This window comes from Pseudomonas abietaniphila (assembly GCF_900100795.1).
In the GTDB taxonomy this organism is placed as follows: Bacteria; Pseudomonadota; Gammaproteobacteria; order Pseudomonadales; family Pseudomonadaceae; genus Aquipseudomonas; species Aquipseudomonas abietaniphila.
Genome location: NZ_FNCO01000002.1, coordinates 304,037 through 318,208 on the forward strand (window position 1 = coordinate 304,037; position 14,172 = coordinate 318,208).

Below are 14,172 nucleotides of genomic sequence, written 5' to 3' on the forward strand. Positions count from 1 at the left end.
AGAAGGTGAGTTGATTTAATAGTCGATCAGTCTAATATGCAACCCCATGAACGAAATGATCGCAAAACCCAAACGTCGTGGCCGTCCACCTAAAGTGGCTCGCGACGACCAGTTCGACACCCGCACGGCGCTGGTGCGCTGTGGCGTGGAAGTCCTCACCGAACAAGGCTTCATGGCGACGGGTATCGACGGCATTCTCAAACGCGTCGGCGTGCCGAAAGGCTCGTTCTATCACTACTTCCCCAGCAAGGAAGTCTTCGGGCTTGAAGTGCTGGAAAGCTACGCCGGTTCCTTTGCCAGGCGCCTTGATCGCTGGTTGCTCGACGAAACGCTGACGCCGCTTGAGCGTTTCGCCGGCTTCGTCCAGCATTCCAAGCTCAGCATGGCGCGCTACGGCTACCGCCGTGGATGTCTGGTGGGCAACATGGGCCAGGAAGTGAGTGTGCTGCCGGAAGGTTTTCGTGAGGCGCTGGAGAGCACCTTCCTCGACTGGCAACAACGGCTGAGTGTCTGCTTCGAGGCGGCCAAGCAAGCAGGTGAATTGCCCGCAACCGCCGATTCACAAGCGCTGGCGGCGTACTTCTGGATTGGCTGGGAAGGTGCCGTACTTCGCGCCCGACTGGTTCAAAACGACAGCCCGATCAACACCTTTATCGCCGGATTTCTTCGCGGCTTGCCGCGATGATGCCGGCTCCCTCTTTATTCACGACTATTTATAGACGACCGGTCTATAACGGAGGCGTAGCATGTTCAACGGCATTCTGATCGACAAGGACGACAGCGGTTATCACGTCCAGCTGACCGCCATCGACGAAGCGCGTTTACCTGAGGGTGACGTGACCGTGCGCGTGGCCTACAGCACGCTGAACTACAAGGACGCGCTGGCCATCACCGGCAAAGGGCCGATCGTGCGCACGTTTCCCATGGTTCCGGGGGTGGACCTGGCAGGAACGGTGGAGCAAAGCAGCAACCCTGATTTCAAACCGGGCGATCAGGTGCTGCTCAATGGCTGGGGTGTCGGCGAGGGGCACTGGGGTGGTCTTGCGCAAATGGCGCGGCTTGAAGGCAAATGGCTGGTTCCGCTGCCAGTGGCGTTCACGGCAGCTCAAGCCATGGCCATTGGCACCGCGGGTTATACGGCGATGCTGGCGGTCATGGCGTTGGAGAAGAATGGTGTGACCCCGGACAAGGGCGAGATTCTGGTGACGGGTGCCAATGGCGGCGTCGGCAGTTTCTCCATCGCGATTCTGGCGAAGCTGGGTTACCGCGTTGTGGCCTCGACAGGGCGTCTGGAAGAAAGCGACTACCTCAAGCAGCTGGGCGCAGCCGAGGTGATCGACCGGGCAACATTGTCGCAACCAGGGCGACCGCTGGCCAGGGAGCGCTGGGCGGGGGCGATTGATTCGGTCGGCAGTCATACCCTGGCGAATATCTGCGCCAGCATGCGCTACTGGGGTACGGTCGCGGCGTGCGGCCTGGCACAAGGCATGGAGTTTCCGGCCTCGGTGGCGCCGTTCATCCTGCGCGGTGTGACGCTGGCCGGGATCGACAGTGTCATGCGCCCGCGTCAGGACCGTATCGACGCGTGGGCACGTCTGGCAACGGATCTGGATCCGGCGCGGTTGGCACTGATCACCCATGAAATCGGTTTGGGGGAGGTGATCGAAACCGCGCACCGGCTCATGGACGGGCAGGTGCGCGGCAGGGTGGTGGTCAACACTCAGGGCTAAGACGCTTAGCGTGCGCGGGCAAGGCCATAGATGAAGTCGCTCGACTGCAGGATCTTGACCTGCGCCATCGCCGGGTGTTTTGGGTTGATCATCAGGCACCGGGTTTGCACCGTTGTCGCCGATGGCAGTATCAGCCCCAACTGCTCGGTGCGCTCCAGCCAGGCGGTGCCGAAATCCATGCTGGCCTTGTCGGCCGGCAAGGCATCCCAACCGGCGGGCAGTTGCTGCAGGTCGGGCTCGTGGTACAGCGCCGGGTTGTCGGGCAACTGCAGCTCAACGAGCTTCAACGGTAGGCATGGCACGTGTCCCGCCAGCATGACGGCGTCCAGGGCACAGCCAGCGGTACTCAGGCCGAGGTACAGCGCGGGGTGCTGCGGATGGTTCCACCGGCCACCGTACAGCGCCGCGCCGGCGCCCGTGAGTTCGCTCACGTTGCTCGCCTTGCCGATTCGCCAGGCCCGCATCAGACGACACCGCCATGCAGCAACGCCGCCAGCGTGCGCCGGACCTGGATGGCACCTATTTCGGTTTCGCAAAGGGTGATCGGGGTCTGGTCATTGAGGGCACGGTTGGGTGTCATCATCCAGCGGCGAGCGGTGTCCTGATCTTCGAACACCTCCGCAGCGCGGACCGCCAGGGCGGCGACACGGTCCAGCCGTTCGGAACCCACCAGATCAAGCGGTCGCTGCTGCCGCTGGCGACGCTCCAGCGTGGAAACCGATGTGCTGAGCAACGCTTCAAGCTGACTGTTGCTGAGCTGGAAAGCGCAGCGCACCGTTTTGACCCAGCCGGGAGGAAACCCGGTGCGAATGTAGGCCAGGCGTTCAGTTTCGTTGCGCGTATTGAGTTGATCGGCAATCAGCCAGAAGGCGGGGGCGGCGGTGTTGATCGATGCGTGAGAAATGGCTGGCACGTCCATGCTCCTTGATTCAGGTTCCAGAGCCGGGGACGTTACGCCCCTCTCAGCGTTTCTCAAGCGCCAAGCTGTTACAGGTATTTGCCTGGGCCTCACGGTCCAGCAACTTGCGTTTGCGTTCCGTGCCCCAGCGATAACCTGAGAGCCCACCATCGCTGCGCACCACCCGATGACAGGGGATCGCCACGGCGATGCTGTTCGCCCCGCAGGCCTGCGCCACGGCGCGAAACGATTTTGGTGCGCCGATCTGCCGGGCGATCTCGGCGTAACTGGCGGTGTTGCCCGGCGGAATCAACGACAGCGCGTGCCAGACCCGCTGCTGAAACGCGGTGCCCTGTACGTCCAGCGGCAGGTTCAGGCCGACACCGGGCGCTTCGATAAAGCCCACCACGTGCGCGATCAGTTGCTCGAATTCGCGATCTCCGCCGATCAGCGTGGCGGTGTGGAACTGGTCCTGAAGGTCCTCGACCAACTGGTTGGGGTCGTCGCCGAGCAGAATCGCGCACACGCCGCGCGGGCTTTGCGCGACCAGAATCGATCCTAGAAAGCATTCGCCAACGGCAAATCGAATCGCCGTGTTGGCGCCGCCCTTGCGGTACGCCGAGGGTTTCATACCGAGCAATTTGTCACTGGCCTCGTAGAAGCGGCTGTTTGAGTTGAATCCTGCGTCATACATGGCTTGCGTGACAGTGCCCGTTTTGTTGTCGGGCGCTGTCAGGCGGGACCGTACCCGGTCCGCTCTGTGGGCGCTGGCATACGCCTTGGGCGTGACGCCGGTCACCGATTTGAATACGCGGTGGAAATGCCAGGGGCTCAGGCCGGACTGCTCGGCCAGCTGATTCAGGCTGGGTGCTTGCTCGGCCTCCGCGATCTGCCGACAGGCTTGGGCTACCAAGGCGGCGTGCTGGCCTGCGAGGTGCGTCTGATCCGCCGACGCGCGTTTACTGGGGCGATAGCCCGCCGCTTCGGCCAAGGCGGCATTGTCGAAAAACTCGACGTTCTCCGGGCGTGGCAGGCGCGAGACGCTGCTTGGCCGGCAGTAAATGCCGGTGGTGCGCACGGCGTACACGAAGTGCGAATCGGCGGCAGGATCGCGCGCCAACACGGCTGCCCAGCGTGGGTCGTGTTCAGTGCGTTGAGCGGCGGACCGGGCTTTGTTGCGGTGCATGGCGGTTACCTTCGCAGCGGTTACCTTCGGAAGAATTCGCTGTGCCAAAGATAGCGTGGGTGGAGGGCGATGAAACTCCGAGTCTTGCGCTCAAATTCAGGCCAGCATGGGCGGCAATGTGCCGAGCAGCGAAACGGCCGCCAGCGCCGCCGCGCCGAACAGGCACTCGAACAGCACGCTGACCCGCAGTACCGATACCCGAAGATCGGGGCCTCGGGCCAGGCGCCTGTTCAACGCCGCGAGCGCCAGCATGCACAACACCATTCCCACTTTGACGGCCAGCACCTGACCGAAACCGGACAGTGCCGGTTCTGGCCAGAACGCGCCGCTCAGGGCCCGCACGTTGATCATGCCGGTCACGACGATCAACGCGACCAGCCCATAGCCGATGCCGCTGAAACGCAGCAGCACGGCCCGCACGTCGACTGCGCTGCCACCGGTCAGCAGCACGGCCAGCATGAGCAGTCCGCCGAGCCAGGCGCCAACACCGATCAGGTGCAGCGTCTGGTTGAGGATCAGCAGCTGACCCGGTGTGCCGTCGTACATTGCGCCATGCCCCACAGGCGACAGGGTCAACAGCATCAACGTATTGACCAGCAGGCAGAGCCTCGGCCGCAAACGCGCCCTTGGCAACGAGAGCAGCACCGCGAGCAGGCAGAGTACGAGATGGACGATCCACACATGGCCGAAAAAGGTATGGCCAAGCACTGAGCCGATCGTCTGCACGCTCACCGCGTCTTGCCAGTCATCTGCCATGTTCGCAGCGGTGAGCATCAGCCACGCGACGGCACTCAGCAACGCGAGGAAAGCGAGACCGGCCATTGCCCGGTCGAGGCGACGGGTCGCTCCGGCTTCAAAGGACGACAGGTAAGAGGCGAACAGAACGCAACGAAACAGCCCGACGCCGAACAGCAGAAGGACTGCGCCAAAATGCAGGAATCGGCACAGAATCAATCCGTCTTGCATGGCGTTATGGCGTCACCTGGAACCGATAACTCCCTTCGCTCTTGTGCGTGTCCACCGACACAGCGTGCCACTCGACCTTGTACTTGCCCGGCGCCAGCGGCATCGCAGGCACAACGATCAGGACTTTCTTGTCCGCGGGGTCGGTGGTGACACTTTGGGTCTGGATGATTTCAGTGCCCTGGCCGGGACCGTCCAGACTGATGGCGACTTTGGTGAACTTCTCTTCGACGCCCTCGGAGAAGGTCAGGCGCAGTTCCTTGGGCGTGGTCACTTCGCTGTCGGCTGCCGGGAGCTGGCTTTCCAGATGCGCGTGAGCAAAGGCCGCGGTAGTGACCAGGCATGCCAGCAGAGGGAGGCAGGAGAGGGCTTGCTTGAAGCGTAGGGCAGACATCAAAGGCACCTTTGGTTGTGGGGCGGCGTATTGCAGCAACGTTCGTAACAGGAACCGATACGTGTCGATTCCGACAAATTCGAGCGCTACTAGACCAGAAAGTGTCTTCCGACTCCAGTTAATAACGGCCTCGTCGACTCATGCCGGCAAACCTTTCTGTGCAGTGCGCGCCATGATCTGCAGGTCTTCGAAGGGGTTCTTGCCGATCAGCATGAACGCATGTGTGGGACTGGACCAGTACACCACATTAAGCCCCATCCGCTCTTCACTCGCGAGCTGTCCGCTGCCGGTTTTGGCCGTGGTGATGCACAACGCAAGCGGCCCATGGCGCGCGTCGAGGTAGGTCAACTGACCGATGAGCACGCCTTCGTAGTCGAGAATCTGGGCGCGCCGGAACTCGGCGCCGGGCAGGGCGATTGCATCGGGCGTCAGCGGCAGGCCCAACTGCTGGCCGACCGAGCTCAACTGCACCCGGTGCGAGTTGGCATCGGCCGTCAGGTTTGCCAGGGTTTGCGGGGTGTACAAGGCCATGTATTCGGCCACCGAAGCGCGCCAGCCGCCATCGGTTTCGGCGCTTTGCCAGTTCATGAACAGACGATCAGCGGCGATCCCTGCCACCACGAAACTCGCCGCAGTCGCGAGAAATCCGCGGCGGCTCATGGTCGCCCTGTGTGGCGCTGCGTGTGGCGGTAATGAATCGAGCATGGCTTGCAGGCGATCGGTCGGGGCGTCGTCCAGTACGGAGTCGAACGCAGTCCGGAACGGCAGGTCACCGCACTTGAGCTGATCAAGGCGCGCGGCAACGGGCGGATCGGTGCGAAGCATCTGGTCAATAAGCTGCCGTTGTTCGCGGTCCAGCTCGTCATCCAGATAGGCCACCAACAATTCGTCCGTCGGTGGTGAGAGTGCGTTGTGGTGTGTCATCGCCGTTCTCCTGTCGATTTATCCGACATGGCGCGTGGTGTTGCGGTTTCAGCCAGCTTCAAACGTGCAGCGGCCAGTCGGCTCATCACCGTGCCAACCGGAATATGCAGGATTTCGGCAGTTTCTTTGTACGAAAGCCCCTCGACGTACGTCAGGAAAACTGTCTCGCGCTGTGCCTCAGGCAGGGCGTTGACGCGCTTGATGACCTGCGCGGCCAGCACTTCGTCCTGCGCCTGGCTTTCGCCGTCGAACGACAGCTCGTGCTCGGCGTCGACGAAACCCTGGCCCTGACGCACCCGTTGTGAGCGAAGCTCGTTGAGCCAGATCGAGTGCATGATCGCCAACAGCCAGCGATCCAGCCGGGTACCGGCCACGAACTGCTCGGCGCGCTCCAGGGCGCGCACGCAGGTGGCTTGGACCAGATCGTCCGCCAGGTGTTTTTGTCGAGACAGCACTAACCCGTAGCGCCACAGGCGTGGCAACAACTGGCCCAGTTCGCTACGAAACTCAGCGTCTCTGGCTATAACCGCCTCCCGATTTCACTCATCTGAAACGTTTGGTCACTCAGGTCTGGGGCGCCGAAGCGATGGCGTCGGCCAGATCTTCGTATTCTTCACAGGTCGTGCTGCACAGTGCCTTGATTTTCACCAGTTGTTCCTGAGCAAGGTCCAGGCGCCCTTTGATGACGTAGGCCTCACCCAGGTATTCACGCACTTGTGCGTAATTGGGGTCCAGTGCCACGGATTTGAGGTAATAGCCGATGCCTTCGTCGGTACGGCCCAATTTGCGGGTCGCATACCCACGATAGTTCAGCGCCTTGGCCGTGTCCGGGTTTTTCAGGGTGTCGAGCAACACCAGGGCTTCTTCATAGCGACCGTCCTTGGCGAGACGATAAGCGTAATCGGTGCGATCGGCATCCGACGTCGCCTTGCTGGTCTGCATCGTGCACTTGCGGGCCTTGCTGTCCCACACCTGGCCTTTCGGGCAGTTGGGCTTGGGTGGTGCGGATTCGTCGCCCGAGGCGCGGGCCTGACCTGCAAGCAACGCCAGCGCCATGCAGGCGCCCAAAAACAAGGGGGTCCGGTATCCAGCAGCAGCGTTGAGGCAGGTTTTCATGTGAGTCATGCTCCGTAAATCCGATCAAAAAAGGGCGGTCGTGTCATAAACGCTCAACCGAGCCGGTTCATTCCCGGGCAATTCAATGCTCAACCTCGCATGCCGCCGCGTTGCGGTCCCAGCATCCGGCGCAATGTGCTGTCGCCGACGATGTAGTGATGCCACAGCGCTGCACCGGCATGCAGCCCCGCCAGCAGAATGATTGCCCACGCCACATTGTCATGCAGGCCGCCCAGCGTGCCGCGCCAGTCATGATCAACGACGAAGGGGGCGGGAATCGGGAACAGGCCGAAAAATGTGAAGGGTTCACCCTGCGCCCACCGAAGCAGGAAGCCCAGCGCCACTTGTGCCAGCAATAACAGGTATAGACAGCCATGGCCGACTTTGGCAGCCATATTGACGGCCGGGTGGGTGTCCGATGCAGGACGGTTTCCGCCGAACAGTCGCCAGGCAATACGGGCCGCGATCAGCAACGCCATGGCGATGCCCAGTGAAATGTGAACCGACTGCAGACCTTTGCGCAGCGGCGTGCCCTTGGCCAGGGTTTCCCAGAGGTGCGCACTGGCGAACATGAAGATCACCACAGCCGCTGTCGCCCAGTGGAAGCTGCGCGTCAGACGGTCGTATCGTTGGGAGGAGCGGGTGGGTAGGCCCGAAATTGTGCTGTTCATGAAAGATCCCTGAGTGTGTTGAGTAATGAACACGCCAGCAGGAGAACTTATTCGGTAGGTTGCGAAGGAATTTTGCGCAGTCAGCCGGGACTCCCAGCGCGCGCGTGAAGGGTTGCGTCGCGCAGGACGCAATCCTTCGGTGGGCGTGGGGGTCAGACCTTGAAAAAACTCACGCGCTCGGTCAGCACATCGGCCAGATTCGACAGCTCGCGACTCGAGCGTGCCACCTGATTGGACCCCACGGCAGTTTCCAGTGCCGAGTCGTGGATGCGGTTGATGTTATGGCTGACGTCTTCCGCCGCCACGCCCTGCTGTGCCGCGGCACTGGCGATCTGGGCGTTCATGTCGTTGAGCGCGCCGACTTCATGGCGAATTTTCACCAGAGACGTCTGGGCTTCCTGAGTCTGCGCCACCGTCCGCTGCGCCATCTCGCGGCTTTCACGCATCAAATCGGCGGTCTTGCCCGCGCCACTCTGCAACTGACCCACCATGTTGCGGATTTCCTGCGTGGATTCCTGGGTGCGTGTCGCAAGCGAGCGGACTTCATCGGCCACCACGGCAAAACCCCGGCCGGCCTCGCCGGCACGAGCAGCCTCGATGGCCGCATTAAGGGCCAGCAGGTTGGTGCGCTCAGCAATGGAGTTGATCACCGCGACGATGGTCTCGATGGCCTGGCTGTCACTGGAGACCTGAGTCACCGAATCTGCGGCGGTTTCCAGTTTTTCGGCGAGCGCGTGCATGGCCTGCGCAGTGTTCTCGACCATGCGCTTGCCGTGTTCGACTTCATGATCGGCGGTCTGTGTCGCGTTGGCGGCTTTCACGGCGTAGCCTGCGACTTCCTTGACGGTGCTCGCCATCTGATTGATCGCGGCGGCCATGTGTTCCGTCTCGCTGGCCTGCAGGCGCATTTGCTCGCTGTTACGGTCGGAACTGGCGCGCAGTTGAGACGACGAGCCCATCAGCTCCATCGCGGCAGCACGTACCTGAAGGATGGTGGCCGACAAGTGCGCGTTGGTGGTTTTCAGTGCGCCCATAACGCTGTCGGGGAAGGGCGTGTCGATCCGCTCGGTCAGTTCGCCTGCGGCCAAGCGACGAATCGACGTCGCGACCTCATGGGGCTCGGCGCCGAGTGTCGATTTGATGCTGCGAATGATCAGCAGCGACGCAATGATGCCCAGCAACACGGCGATACCGCTCGAGACGAGCATCAACGAGGCGAAATGCGCGGCCGTCACACGGACGAAGCCAATGTGCTCGCCGATGGACGTCTCTTCGAGATCGATCAGTGCATTGATACGGTTCAGCCATTCCTTGTAGGCGCCCGCCACTTCGGCCATCAGCACGGACTGCGCCCCTTCGATGTCACCCTGCTGACGCAAGCGCAGCGCCTTGTCGGTGGCGGTCAGGGCGCTGCGTTCGATGGCCTTGATGCTGCTGAGTAACGCCTGTTCCTGTGCGGTCGCGCTCTTGGTCTGGTAGATCTGGTCCATGGGTGCTGCCGATGCCTGATACAGCGCGTTCAAGCGGTCGATGTCGCGCAGGTAGGTGGCCAGTCCCTGATCATCGCGCACCAGCACGGCGTCGCGAATCGCGATCGCCCGGTCATGGACGCTGCCGCGGAAGTTGATTGCATAGCGCTGTTTGACGGTTGCGTCTTCGCTGACGTCTGTCAGGGTCGACTCGATCAGGCCGACGCGTTGGACGCCGACGAGTGTGACCAGAATCATCAGCGCAAGGACCAGACCAAACCCCAGGCCCAGGCGTTTTGCAATCGTGAGCTGCTTAAACATATCCGTAACGAACCCCGATTCATTGGTGATATTAGAGAGCTATCATTTGCGCACCTTATACACCGGCCTGATACCGGTGGCAGCTAGCTTTTTCTATGAGCGCGATAGTTTATTTTCGTGAACTGAGCCGTACCGGTGTGCTGGAAGCATGGGGCAACGGCCGAGGGCGTTGTTGGCGCGTGCTGTCGAGGGAAGCCTTGGACGATCGGAGCGGTCCTGCGCAGGCGCGAACGCCAACGTCCTGCGTTGCGCGCGTCCGCGGTTTGAAACTATGGTGGGTTTCTTTCAGGTCGGGGCGGGCCCGCTACGACCGTTTTTCCGCATAAAAAGGATCTGTCATGCGTTTTTCTCCCTTCGTCGAGCGAATTTCCGGCCATGGCGTTGCCGCGTGGGATATTCATCATGAGGCCTTCAACGCCCAGCGCGACGGCGCCGATGTGATCATCCTGAGCATTGGCGACCCCGATTTCGCCACGCCTGATTTCATCACGCAGGCGGCCATCGACGCATTACGCGCCGGCGATACGCACTACACCGACATCGCCGGTCGACCAGCGCTGCGGCAGGCCATTGCCGAACGGTATTCGCAACGACTCGGGCGCAGCGTGCCGGCGGACAACGTCATTGCCGTGGCCGGCGCACAGAATGCGTTGTTCATGGCCTCGATGTGTCTGTTACAGGCGGGGGATGAAGTGGTCGTGCTTGACCCGATGTACGTCACGTATGAAGCGACGCTCAAAGCATCGGGGGCCACACTGGTGCGCGCGACCTGCTTTCCCGAGGATGGTTTTCGCCTGCGTGAGGCCGCATTGAAAAGCGCCATCACGCCACGTACCCGCGCCATCTTTCTGTCCAACCCCAATAACCCCACGGGCGTCGTGCTGGACCGGCAGGAATTGCAGTGCATTGCCGATCTGGCCATTGCCCATGACCTGTGGGTGGTGGTGGATGAGGTCTACGAGAGTCTGTGCTATGAGCGCGAACATCAAAGCCTCGCCAGCTTGCCGGGGATGGAAAAACGTTGCGTGGTCATTGGTAGCCTCTCCAAGTCTCACGCCATGACGGGGTGGCGGATTGGCTGGATGATCGCCGATGCCGAACTGATCGGCCACGCTGAAACCCTGGCGTTGAGCATGCTGTATGGCCTGCCGGGGTTTGTGATGGAAGGCGCGCTCGCCGCAGTGAAGGCCCATGAACCGGTCACACGTGAGATGCGCGAGACCTACCGGCGGCGCCGGGATCTGGTAGTCGGACGTCTGAGCGATTGCCCGGGACTGGCAGTGTTAGTGCCCGATGCCGGTATGTTCGTGCTGGTGGATGTGCGCGGAACCGGTCTGGGTTCGCTGGATTTCGCCTGGCGACTGTATCGCGAAGCCGGTGTTTCCGTCCTCGATGCGGCAGCATTTGGCGAGCCCGCCCAGGGGTTTGTGCGTTTGTCGTTCACCTTGAGCGACGATCAACTGGCCCAAGCCTGTGAAAGGATTGCCGGCTTTGTTGATCAACTTCCCCGGGCGGTTTGATTGCACGGGAACTTGCCTGATCCTGTAAGTGATCAGGGATAGTTATAGTAGTCTTGGCCGTCCCCCGCGTGTTGAATGAACCGGGTAGTGCAGATTAGATGAAAAATTATTTAATAAAAAAAGCCACCGCACTGATGTGAGGTGGCTAAAAAGTCTTACCAAAGGAATGATGAAGTGGAGCAAGATTCGATTGCCTGATGCTGCGGAGTCACCAGGCAGTTGAGTCGTGTGCTTCATCGCCGACAACGGTAACACCGGATCAATGATTTCAACTATTACGAAGATCGATAGTGACTATCACGACTCGTTTCTGAACCACTGGGCGGAAAAATGCTAAAAGTTTTTCGGTCCGGGGAGCAAACCCGACACAAAACCGAAGCGTTTTGCGCTTCAGGAAACAATAAGGAAATGGGCGTGAAGCCCGTAGATTTACCGTGGATGTCAATACGGATTCGATGTATTTAGCCCATCTGCCATAGCCTATATTCCACCGTTTCAAACTTCGCCTGAACTCAGGGGGACGCCTCGTATCTTAGGGGTTGCGGAACGCTGGGCCTTAATTGAGACAGGGGATAATAATGACGTTTGTGAAATGGAACCTCATGACGCTTGCGGTTTCGCTGGGCGTGAGTCAACTGGCAACGGCAGGGGTTGTCAGTGATCAATCGGAAGCCAAGGGGTTTGTCGAAGACAGCAGCCTGACCGTCCACCTCAAGAACTACTATTTCAACCGGGATGGCAAAAACGGCGGCGGCGATCGTAAAGACTGGACGCAAGGTGTGCTGGGCAATTTCAGTTCGGGGTTCACCCAGGGCACGGTCGGCTTCGGGGTTGATGCCTACGGTTACTGGGGCATCAAGCTGGATGGCGGCGCAGGCACCGCAGGCACGGGTAATTTGCCGGTTGATCGCCACGGCGATCCTGAAGATGAATATGGCACCGCAGGCGGTGCGATCAAGATGCGTATCTCCAAGACAGAGTTGCGCTACGGTGATCTGATGCCGACCGCGCCGGTATTCGCTGCCGGTGGCTCGCGGTTGTTCCCGCAAACTGCGACCGGTTTCAACCTGTTGAGCAGCGACATTGCCGGGCTTGAACTGGACGGGGGTCACTTCACCGGCGGCAACGGGCCGGTCACCACTAACCACGATCACGATATTTATGCGTCCTATGCGGGCGTCACGGCATCGAGCATTGACTATGCCGGCGGCAAGTACACCTTCAACGACAATCTGACGGCGAGTCTGTATGGCTCCAACCTCCAGGATGTCTGGGACCAGTACTACGGCAATATCAACTACACCCAGGCCATCACGGGCGACCAGTCGGTAAACTTCGACTTCAATATCTATCGCACCAATGATGCCGGCTCCGCAAAGGCAGGTGATATCAGCAACACGACATGGTCGCTGGCAGCCGCTTATTCATTCCTGACCGCCCACACCATCACGCTGGCTTACCAGAAAGTTCACGGCGATACGCCGTTTGACTATGTGGCGTTCGGGATTAATGGCCCCGGCGATACCGCGGACTCGATCTTCCTGGCGAACTCGGTGCAATATTCCGACTTTAACGGACCGGGCGAGAAATCATGGCAGGCGCGTTATGACCTGAACATGGCGACTTATGGCGTACCGGGTTTAAGCTTCATGGCGCGCTATATCACCGGTGATGACATCAATGGTTCGCACATGCCGTCCAATAGCACCTACGTCAACTATGGATATGGCGACGACGGTAAGCACCACGAGATTAACGTCGAGGCCAAATACGTGGTTCAGTCGGGTCCTGCAAAAGACCTGTCGTTGCGTATGCGCCAGGCGTTCCACCGAGCGAACAGCGATCAGGCCGAGGGCGACGTGAACGAATTCCGTTTGATCGCCGACTACCCGATCAACGTGTTCTGATGCGCTAGGCACGACAAAGAAAAAGCCAGGCAGTCCGCAAGGGTGCCTGGCTTTTTTGTGCCTGCCGGAAATCACTCAGGCGTGTGGTCACCACGGATCGAGAAGTTCGACATGTGTTCCAGGCCCTTGATCAGGCCTGAGTGATCCCAGCCGCTGCCACCCAGTGCCGCACAGGTGCTGAATACCTGTTGCGCATTGGCGGTGTTGGGCAGGTTCAGACCCAGTTCACGGGCCCCTTCCAGTGCCAGATTCAGGTCCTTCTGATGCAGGGCAATACGGAAGCCTGGATTGAAAGTGCCCTTGATCATGCGCTCACCGTGCACTTCGAGGATTTTCGACGAAGCGAAGCCACCCATCAGCGCTTCACGCACCTTGGCCGGATCCGCACCGTTTTTGGAGGCGAACAGCAGGGCTTCAGCCACCGCCTGAATGTTCAGGGCGACGATGATCTGGTTGGCCACCTTGGCGGTCTGGCCGTCGCCATTGCCACCCACCAGGGTGATGTTCTTGCCCATGGTCTGGAACAACGGCAGTGCGCGGTCGAAGGTGCCTTGGTTGCCGCCGACCATGATACTCAGGGTCGCGGCCTTGGCGCCGACTTCACCGCCCGACACCGGGGCGTCGAGGTATTGCGCGCCAGTGGCGTTGATCCGGGTGGCGAAGGTTTTCGTCGCGGACGGAGAAATCGAACTCATGTCGATCACGACTTTGCCGGCGCCGGTGCCCTCGTTCAGGCCGTTCTCGCCGAACAGCACGTCGTTGACCTGTGGGGTATCCGGCAGCATGACGATGATGAATTCGGCTTCCTGCGCCACTTCACGGGGGTTGCTCAAGACCGTCGCGCCGCCTTCGACGAGCGAAGCGGGTGGCGCGACGAAGTGCTTGGACAGAAACAGCTGATGACCTGCTTTTTGCAGGTTTTCTGCCATTGGCAGGCCCATGATGCCGGTGCCGATGAATCCGATGTTAGCCATGAGATGTTCCTCTTGTTTATGCCTGATGCGGTGTCCTGTAGGAGCGTGGCTTGTCCCGCGATCGACCGGGAACCGGTCGTAAAATCAGCTCGTGATGTG

General features: G+C 60.5%; 14 protein-coding genes and 2 pseudogenes. 4 read left to right on the forward strand and 12 right to left on the reverse strand.

All coding sequences use genetic code 11. The features are described 5' to 3' along the window. The first annotated feature begins 46 nt into the window (after positions 1-46). Positions 47-685, forward strand: coding sequence for an acrylate utilization transcriptional regulator AcuR (gene acuR / locus BLS87_RS04795; RefSeq protein ID WP_074750611.1), 639 nt, complete (start codon positions 47-49; stop codon positions 683-685). Between the two features lie 61 nt (positions 686-746). Then, the gene (acuI, locus tag BLS87_RS04800) at positions 747-1,730 is read left to right on the forward strand and encodes an acrylyl-CoA reductase (NADPH) (RefSeq protein WP_074750613.1); all 984 of its coding nucleotides are present in this window, start codon (positions 747-749) and stop codon (positions 1,728-1,730) included. A 5-nt stretch (positions 1,731-1,735) separates the two neighbouring features. Here acuI and BLS87_RS04805 read toward each other — a convergent pair whose 3' ends face one another. The 11 genes and pseudogenes from BLS87_RS04805 to BLS87_RS35120 form a co-directional block, all read right to left on the reverse strand. Then, the gene (locus tag BLS87_RS04805; protein ID WP_074750615.1) at positions 1,736-2,194 is read right to left on the reverse strand and encodes an RES family NAD+ phosphorylase; all 459 of its coding nucleotides are present in this window, start codon (positions 2,192-2,194) and stop codon (positions 1,736-1,738) included. After that, complete coding sequence (parS, locus tag BLS87_RS04810) at positions 2,194-2,643, reverse strand: type II RES/Xre toxin-antitoxin system antitoxin (protein WP_244165801.1); 450 nt, start codon at positions 2,641-2,643, stop codon at positions 2,194-2,196. The genes BLS87_RS04805 and parS overlap by 1 nt, the downstream gene beginning before the upstream one ends. A 49-nt stretch (positions 2,644-2,692) precedes the next feature. After that, a complete protein-coding gene (ada, locus tag BLS87_RS04815) occupies positions 2,693-3,814 on the reverse strand; it encodes a bifunctional DNA-binding transcriptional regulator/O6-methylguanine-DNA methyltransferase Ada (RefSeq protein ID WP_074750619.1) in 1,122 nt (373 codons plus the stop codon). A gap of 96 nt (positions 3,815-3,910) precedes the next feature. Continuing rightward, positions 3,911-4,780 (reverse strand): copper homeostasis membrane protein CopD, encoded by an 870-nt coding sequence (copD, locus tag BLS87_RS04820; RefSeq protein ID WP_074750621.1) that lies wholly within the window; start codon positions 4,778-4,780, stop codon positions 3,911-3,913. 4 nt (positions 4,781-4,784) lie between these two features. Then, positions 4,785-5,171, reverse strand: a complete 387-nt coding sequence (gene copC, locus BLS87_RS04825) for a copper homeostasis periplasmic binding protein CopC (RefSeq protein WP_074750623.1) — start codon at positions 5,169-5,171, stop codon at positions 4,785-4,787. A gap of 138 nt (positions 5,172-5,309) precedes the next feature. Beyond that, positions 5,310-6,095, reverse strand: coding sequence for an anti-sigma factor family protein (locus BLS87_RS04830; RefSeq protein WP_074750624.1), 786 nt, complete (start codon positions 6,093-6,095; stop codon positions 5,310-5,312). After that, a complete protein-coding gene (locus tag BLS87_RS04835) occupies positions 6,092-6,589 on the reverse strand; it encodes an RNA polymerase sigma factor (protein WP_074750626.1) in 498 nt (165 codons plus the stop codon). The genes BLS87_RS04830 and BLS87_RS04835 overlap by 4 nt, the downstream gene beginning before the upstream one ends. 70 nt (positions 6,590-6,659) lie before the next feature. Then, the gene (locus tag BLS87_RS04840; RefSeq protein WP_425262200.1) at positions 6,660-7,151 is read right to left on the reverse strand and encodes a tetratricopeptide repeat protein; all 492 of its coding nucleotides are present in this window, start codon (positions 7,149-7,151) and stop codon (positions 6,660-6,662) included. A gap of 149 nt (positions 7,152-7,300) precedes the next feature. Then, complete coding sequence (locus BLS87_RS04845) at positions 7,301-7,882, reverse strand: cytochrome b (RefSeq protein WP_074750629.1); 582 nt, start codon at positions 7,880-7,882, stop codon at positions 7,301-7,303. Between the two features lie 152 nt (positions 7,883-8,034). Continuing rightward, on the reverse strand, positions 8,035-9,090 hold the full coding sequence (locus BLS87_RS35115) for a methyl-accepting chemotaxis protein (protein WP_425262201.1): 1,056 nt from the start codon (positions 9,088-9,090) through the stop codon (positions 8,035-8,037). A 72-nt stretch (positions 9,091-9,162) separates the two neighbouring features. After that, a pseudogene (locus BLS87_RS35120) lies at positions 9,163-9,672 on the reverse strand (MCP four helix bundle domain-containing protein); the annotation flags it as partial. Between the two features lie 338 nt (positions 9,673-10,010). Between BLS87_RS35120 and BLS87_RS04855 the strand changes: the two are divergent. Both BLS87_RS04855 and BLS87_RS04860 read left to right on the forward strand, forming a co-directional pair. Next, positions 10,011-11,168, forward strand: a pseudogene (locus BLS87_RS04855) (pyridoxal phosphate-dependent aminotransferase); the annotation flags it as partial. 602 nt (positions 11,169-11,770) lie between these two features. Beyond that, positions 11,771-13,099: an OprD family porin gene (locus BLS87_RS04860; RefSeq protein WP_074750634.1), complete on the forward strand. Its 1,329-nt coding sequence runs from the start codon at positions 11,771-11,773 to the stop codon at positions 13,097-13,099. A gap of 71 nt (positions 13,100-13,170) precedes the next feature. Here BLS87_RS04860 and BLS87_RS04865 read toward each other — a convergent pair whose 3' ends face one another. Next, positions 13,171-14,073, reverse strand: coding sequence for a 2-hydroxy-3-oxopropionate reductase (locus tag BLS87_RS04865; protein ID WP_074750636.1), 903 nt, complete (start codon positions 14,071-14,073; stop codon positions 13,171-13,173). Between the last annotated feature and the right edge of the window lie 99 nt (positions 14,074-14,172).

Bases quoted from the DNA above. Each gene is read 5' to 3' on its own strand.
- acuR (WP_074750611.1), top strand. From the start codon at position 47: ATGAACGAAATGATCGCAAAACCCAAACGTCGTGGCCGTCCACCTAAA.
- acuI (WP_074750613.1), top strand. From the start codon at position 747: ATGTTCAACGGCATTCTGATCGACAAGGACGACAGCGGTTATCACGTC.
- BLS87_RS04805 (WP_074750615.1), bottom strand. From the start codon at position 2,194: ATGCGGGCCTGGCGAATCGGCAAGGCGAGCAACGTGAGCGAACTCACG.
- ada (WP_074750619.1), bottom strand. From the start codon at position 3,814: ATGCACCGCAACAAAGCCCGGTCCGCCGCTCAACGCACTGAACACGAC.
- copD (WP_074750621.1), bottom strand. From the start codon at position 4,780: ATGCAAGACGGATTGATTCTGTGCCGATTCCTGCATTTTGGCGCAGTC.
- copC (WP_074750623.1), bottom strand. From the start codon at position 5,171: ATGTCTGCCCTACGCTTCAAGCAAGCCCTCTCCTGCCTCCCTCTGCTG.
- BLS87_RS04830 (WP_074750624.1), bottom strand. From the start codon at position 6,095: ATGACACACCACAACGCACTCTCACCACCGACGGACGAATTGTTGGTG.
- BLS87_RS04840 (WP_425262200.1), bottom strand. From the start codon at position 7,151: ATGGCGCTGGCGTTGCTTGCAGGTCAGGCCCGCGCCTCGGGCGACGAA.
- BLS87_RS04845 (WP_074750629.1), bottom strand. From the start codon at position 7,882: ATGAACAGCACAATTTCGGGCCTACCCACCCGCTCCTCCCAACGATAC.
- BLS87_RS35115 (WP_425262201.1), bottom strand. From the start codon at position 9,090: ATGCTCGTCTCGAGCGGTATCGCCGTGTTGCTGGGCATCATTGCGTCG.
- BLS87_RS04860 (WP_074750634.1), top strand. From the start codon at position 11,771: ATGACGTTTGTGAAATGGAACCTCATGACGCTTGCGGTTTCGCTGGGC.
- BLS87_RS04865 (WP_074750636.1), bottom strand. From the start codon at position 14,073: ATGGCTAACATCGGATTCATCGGCACCGGCATCATGGGCCTGCCAATG.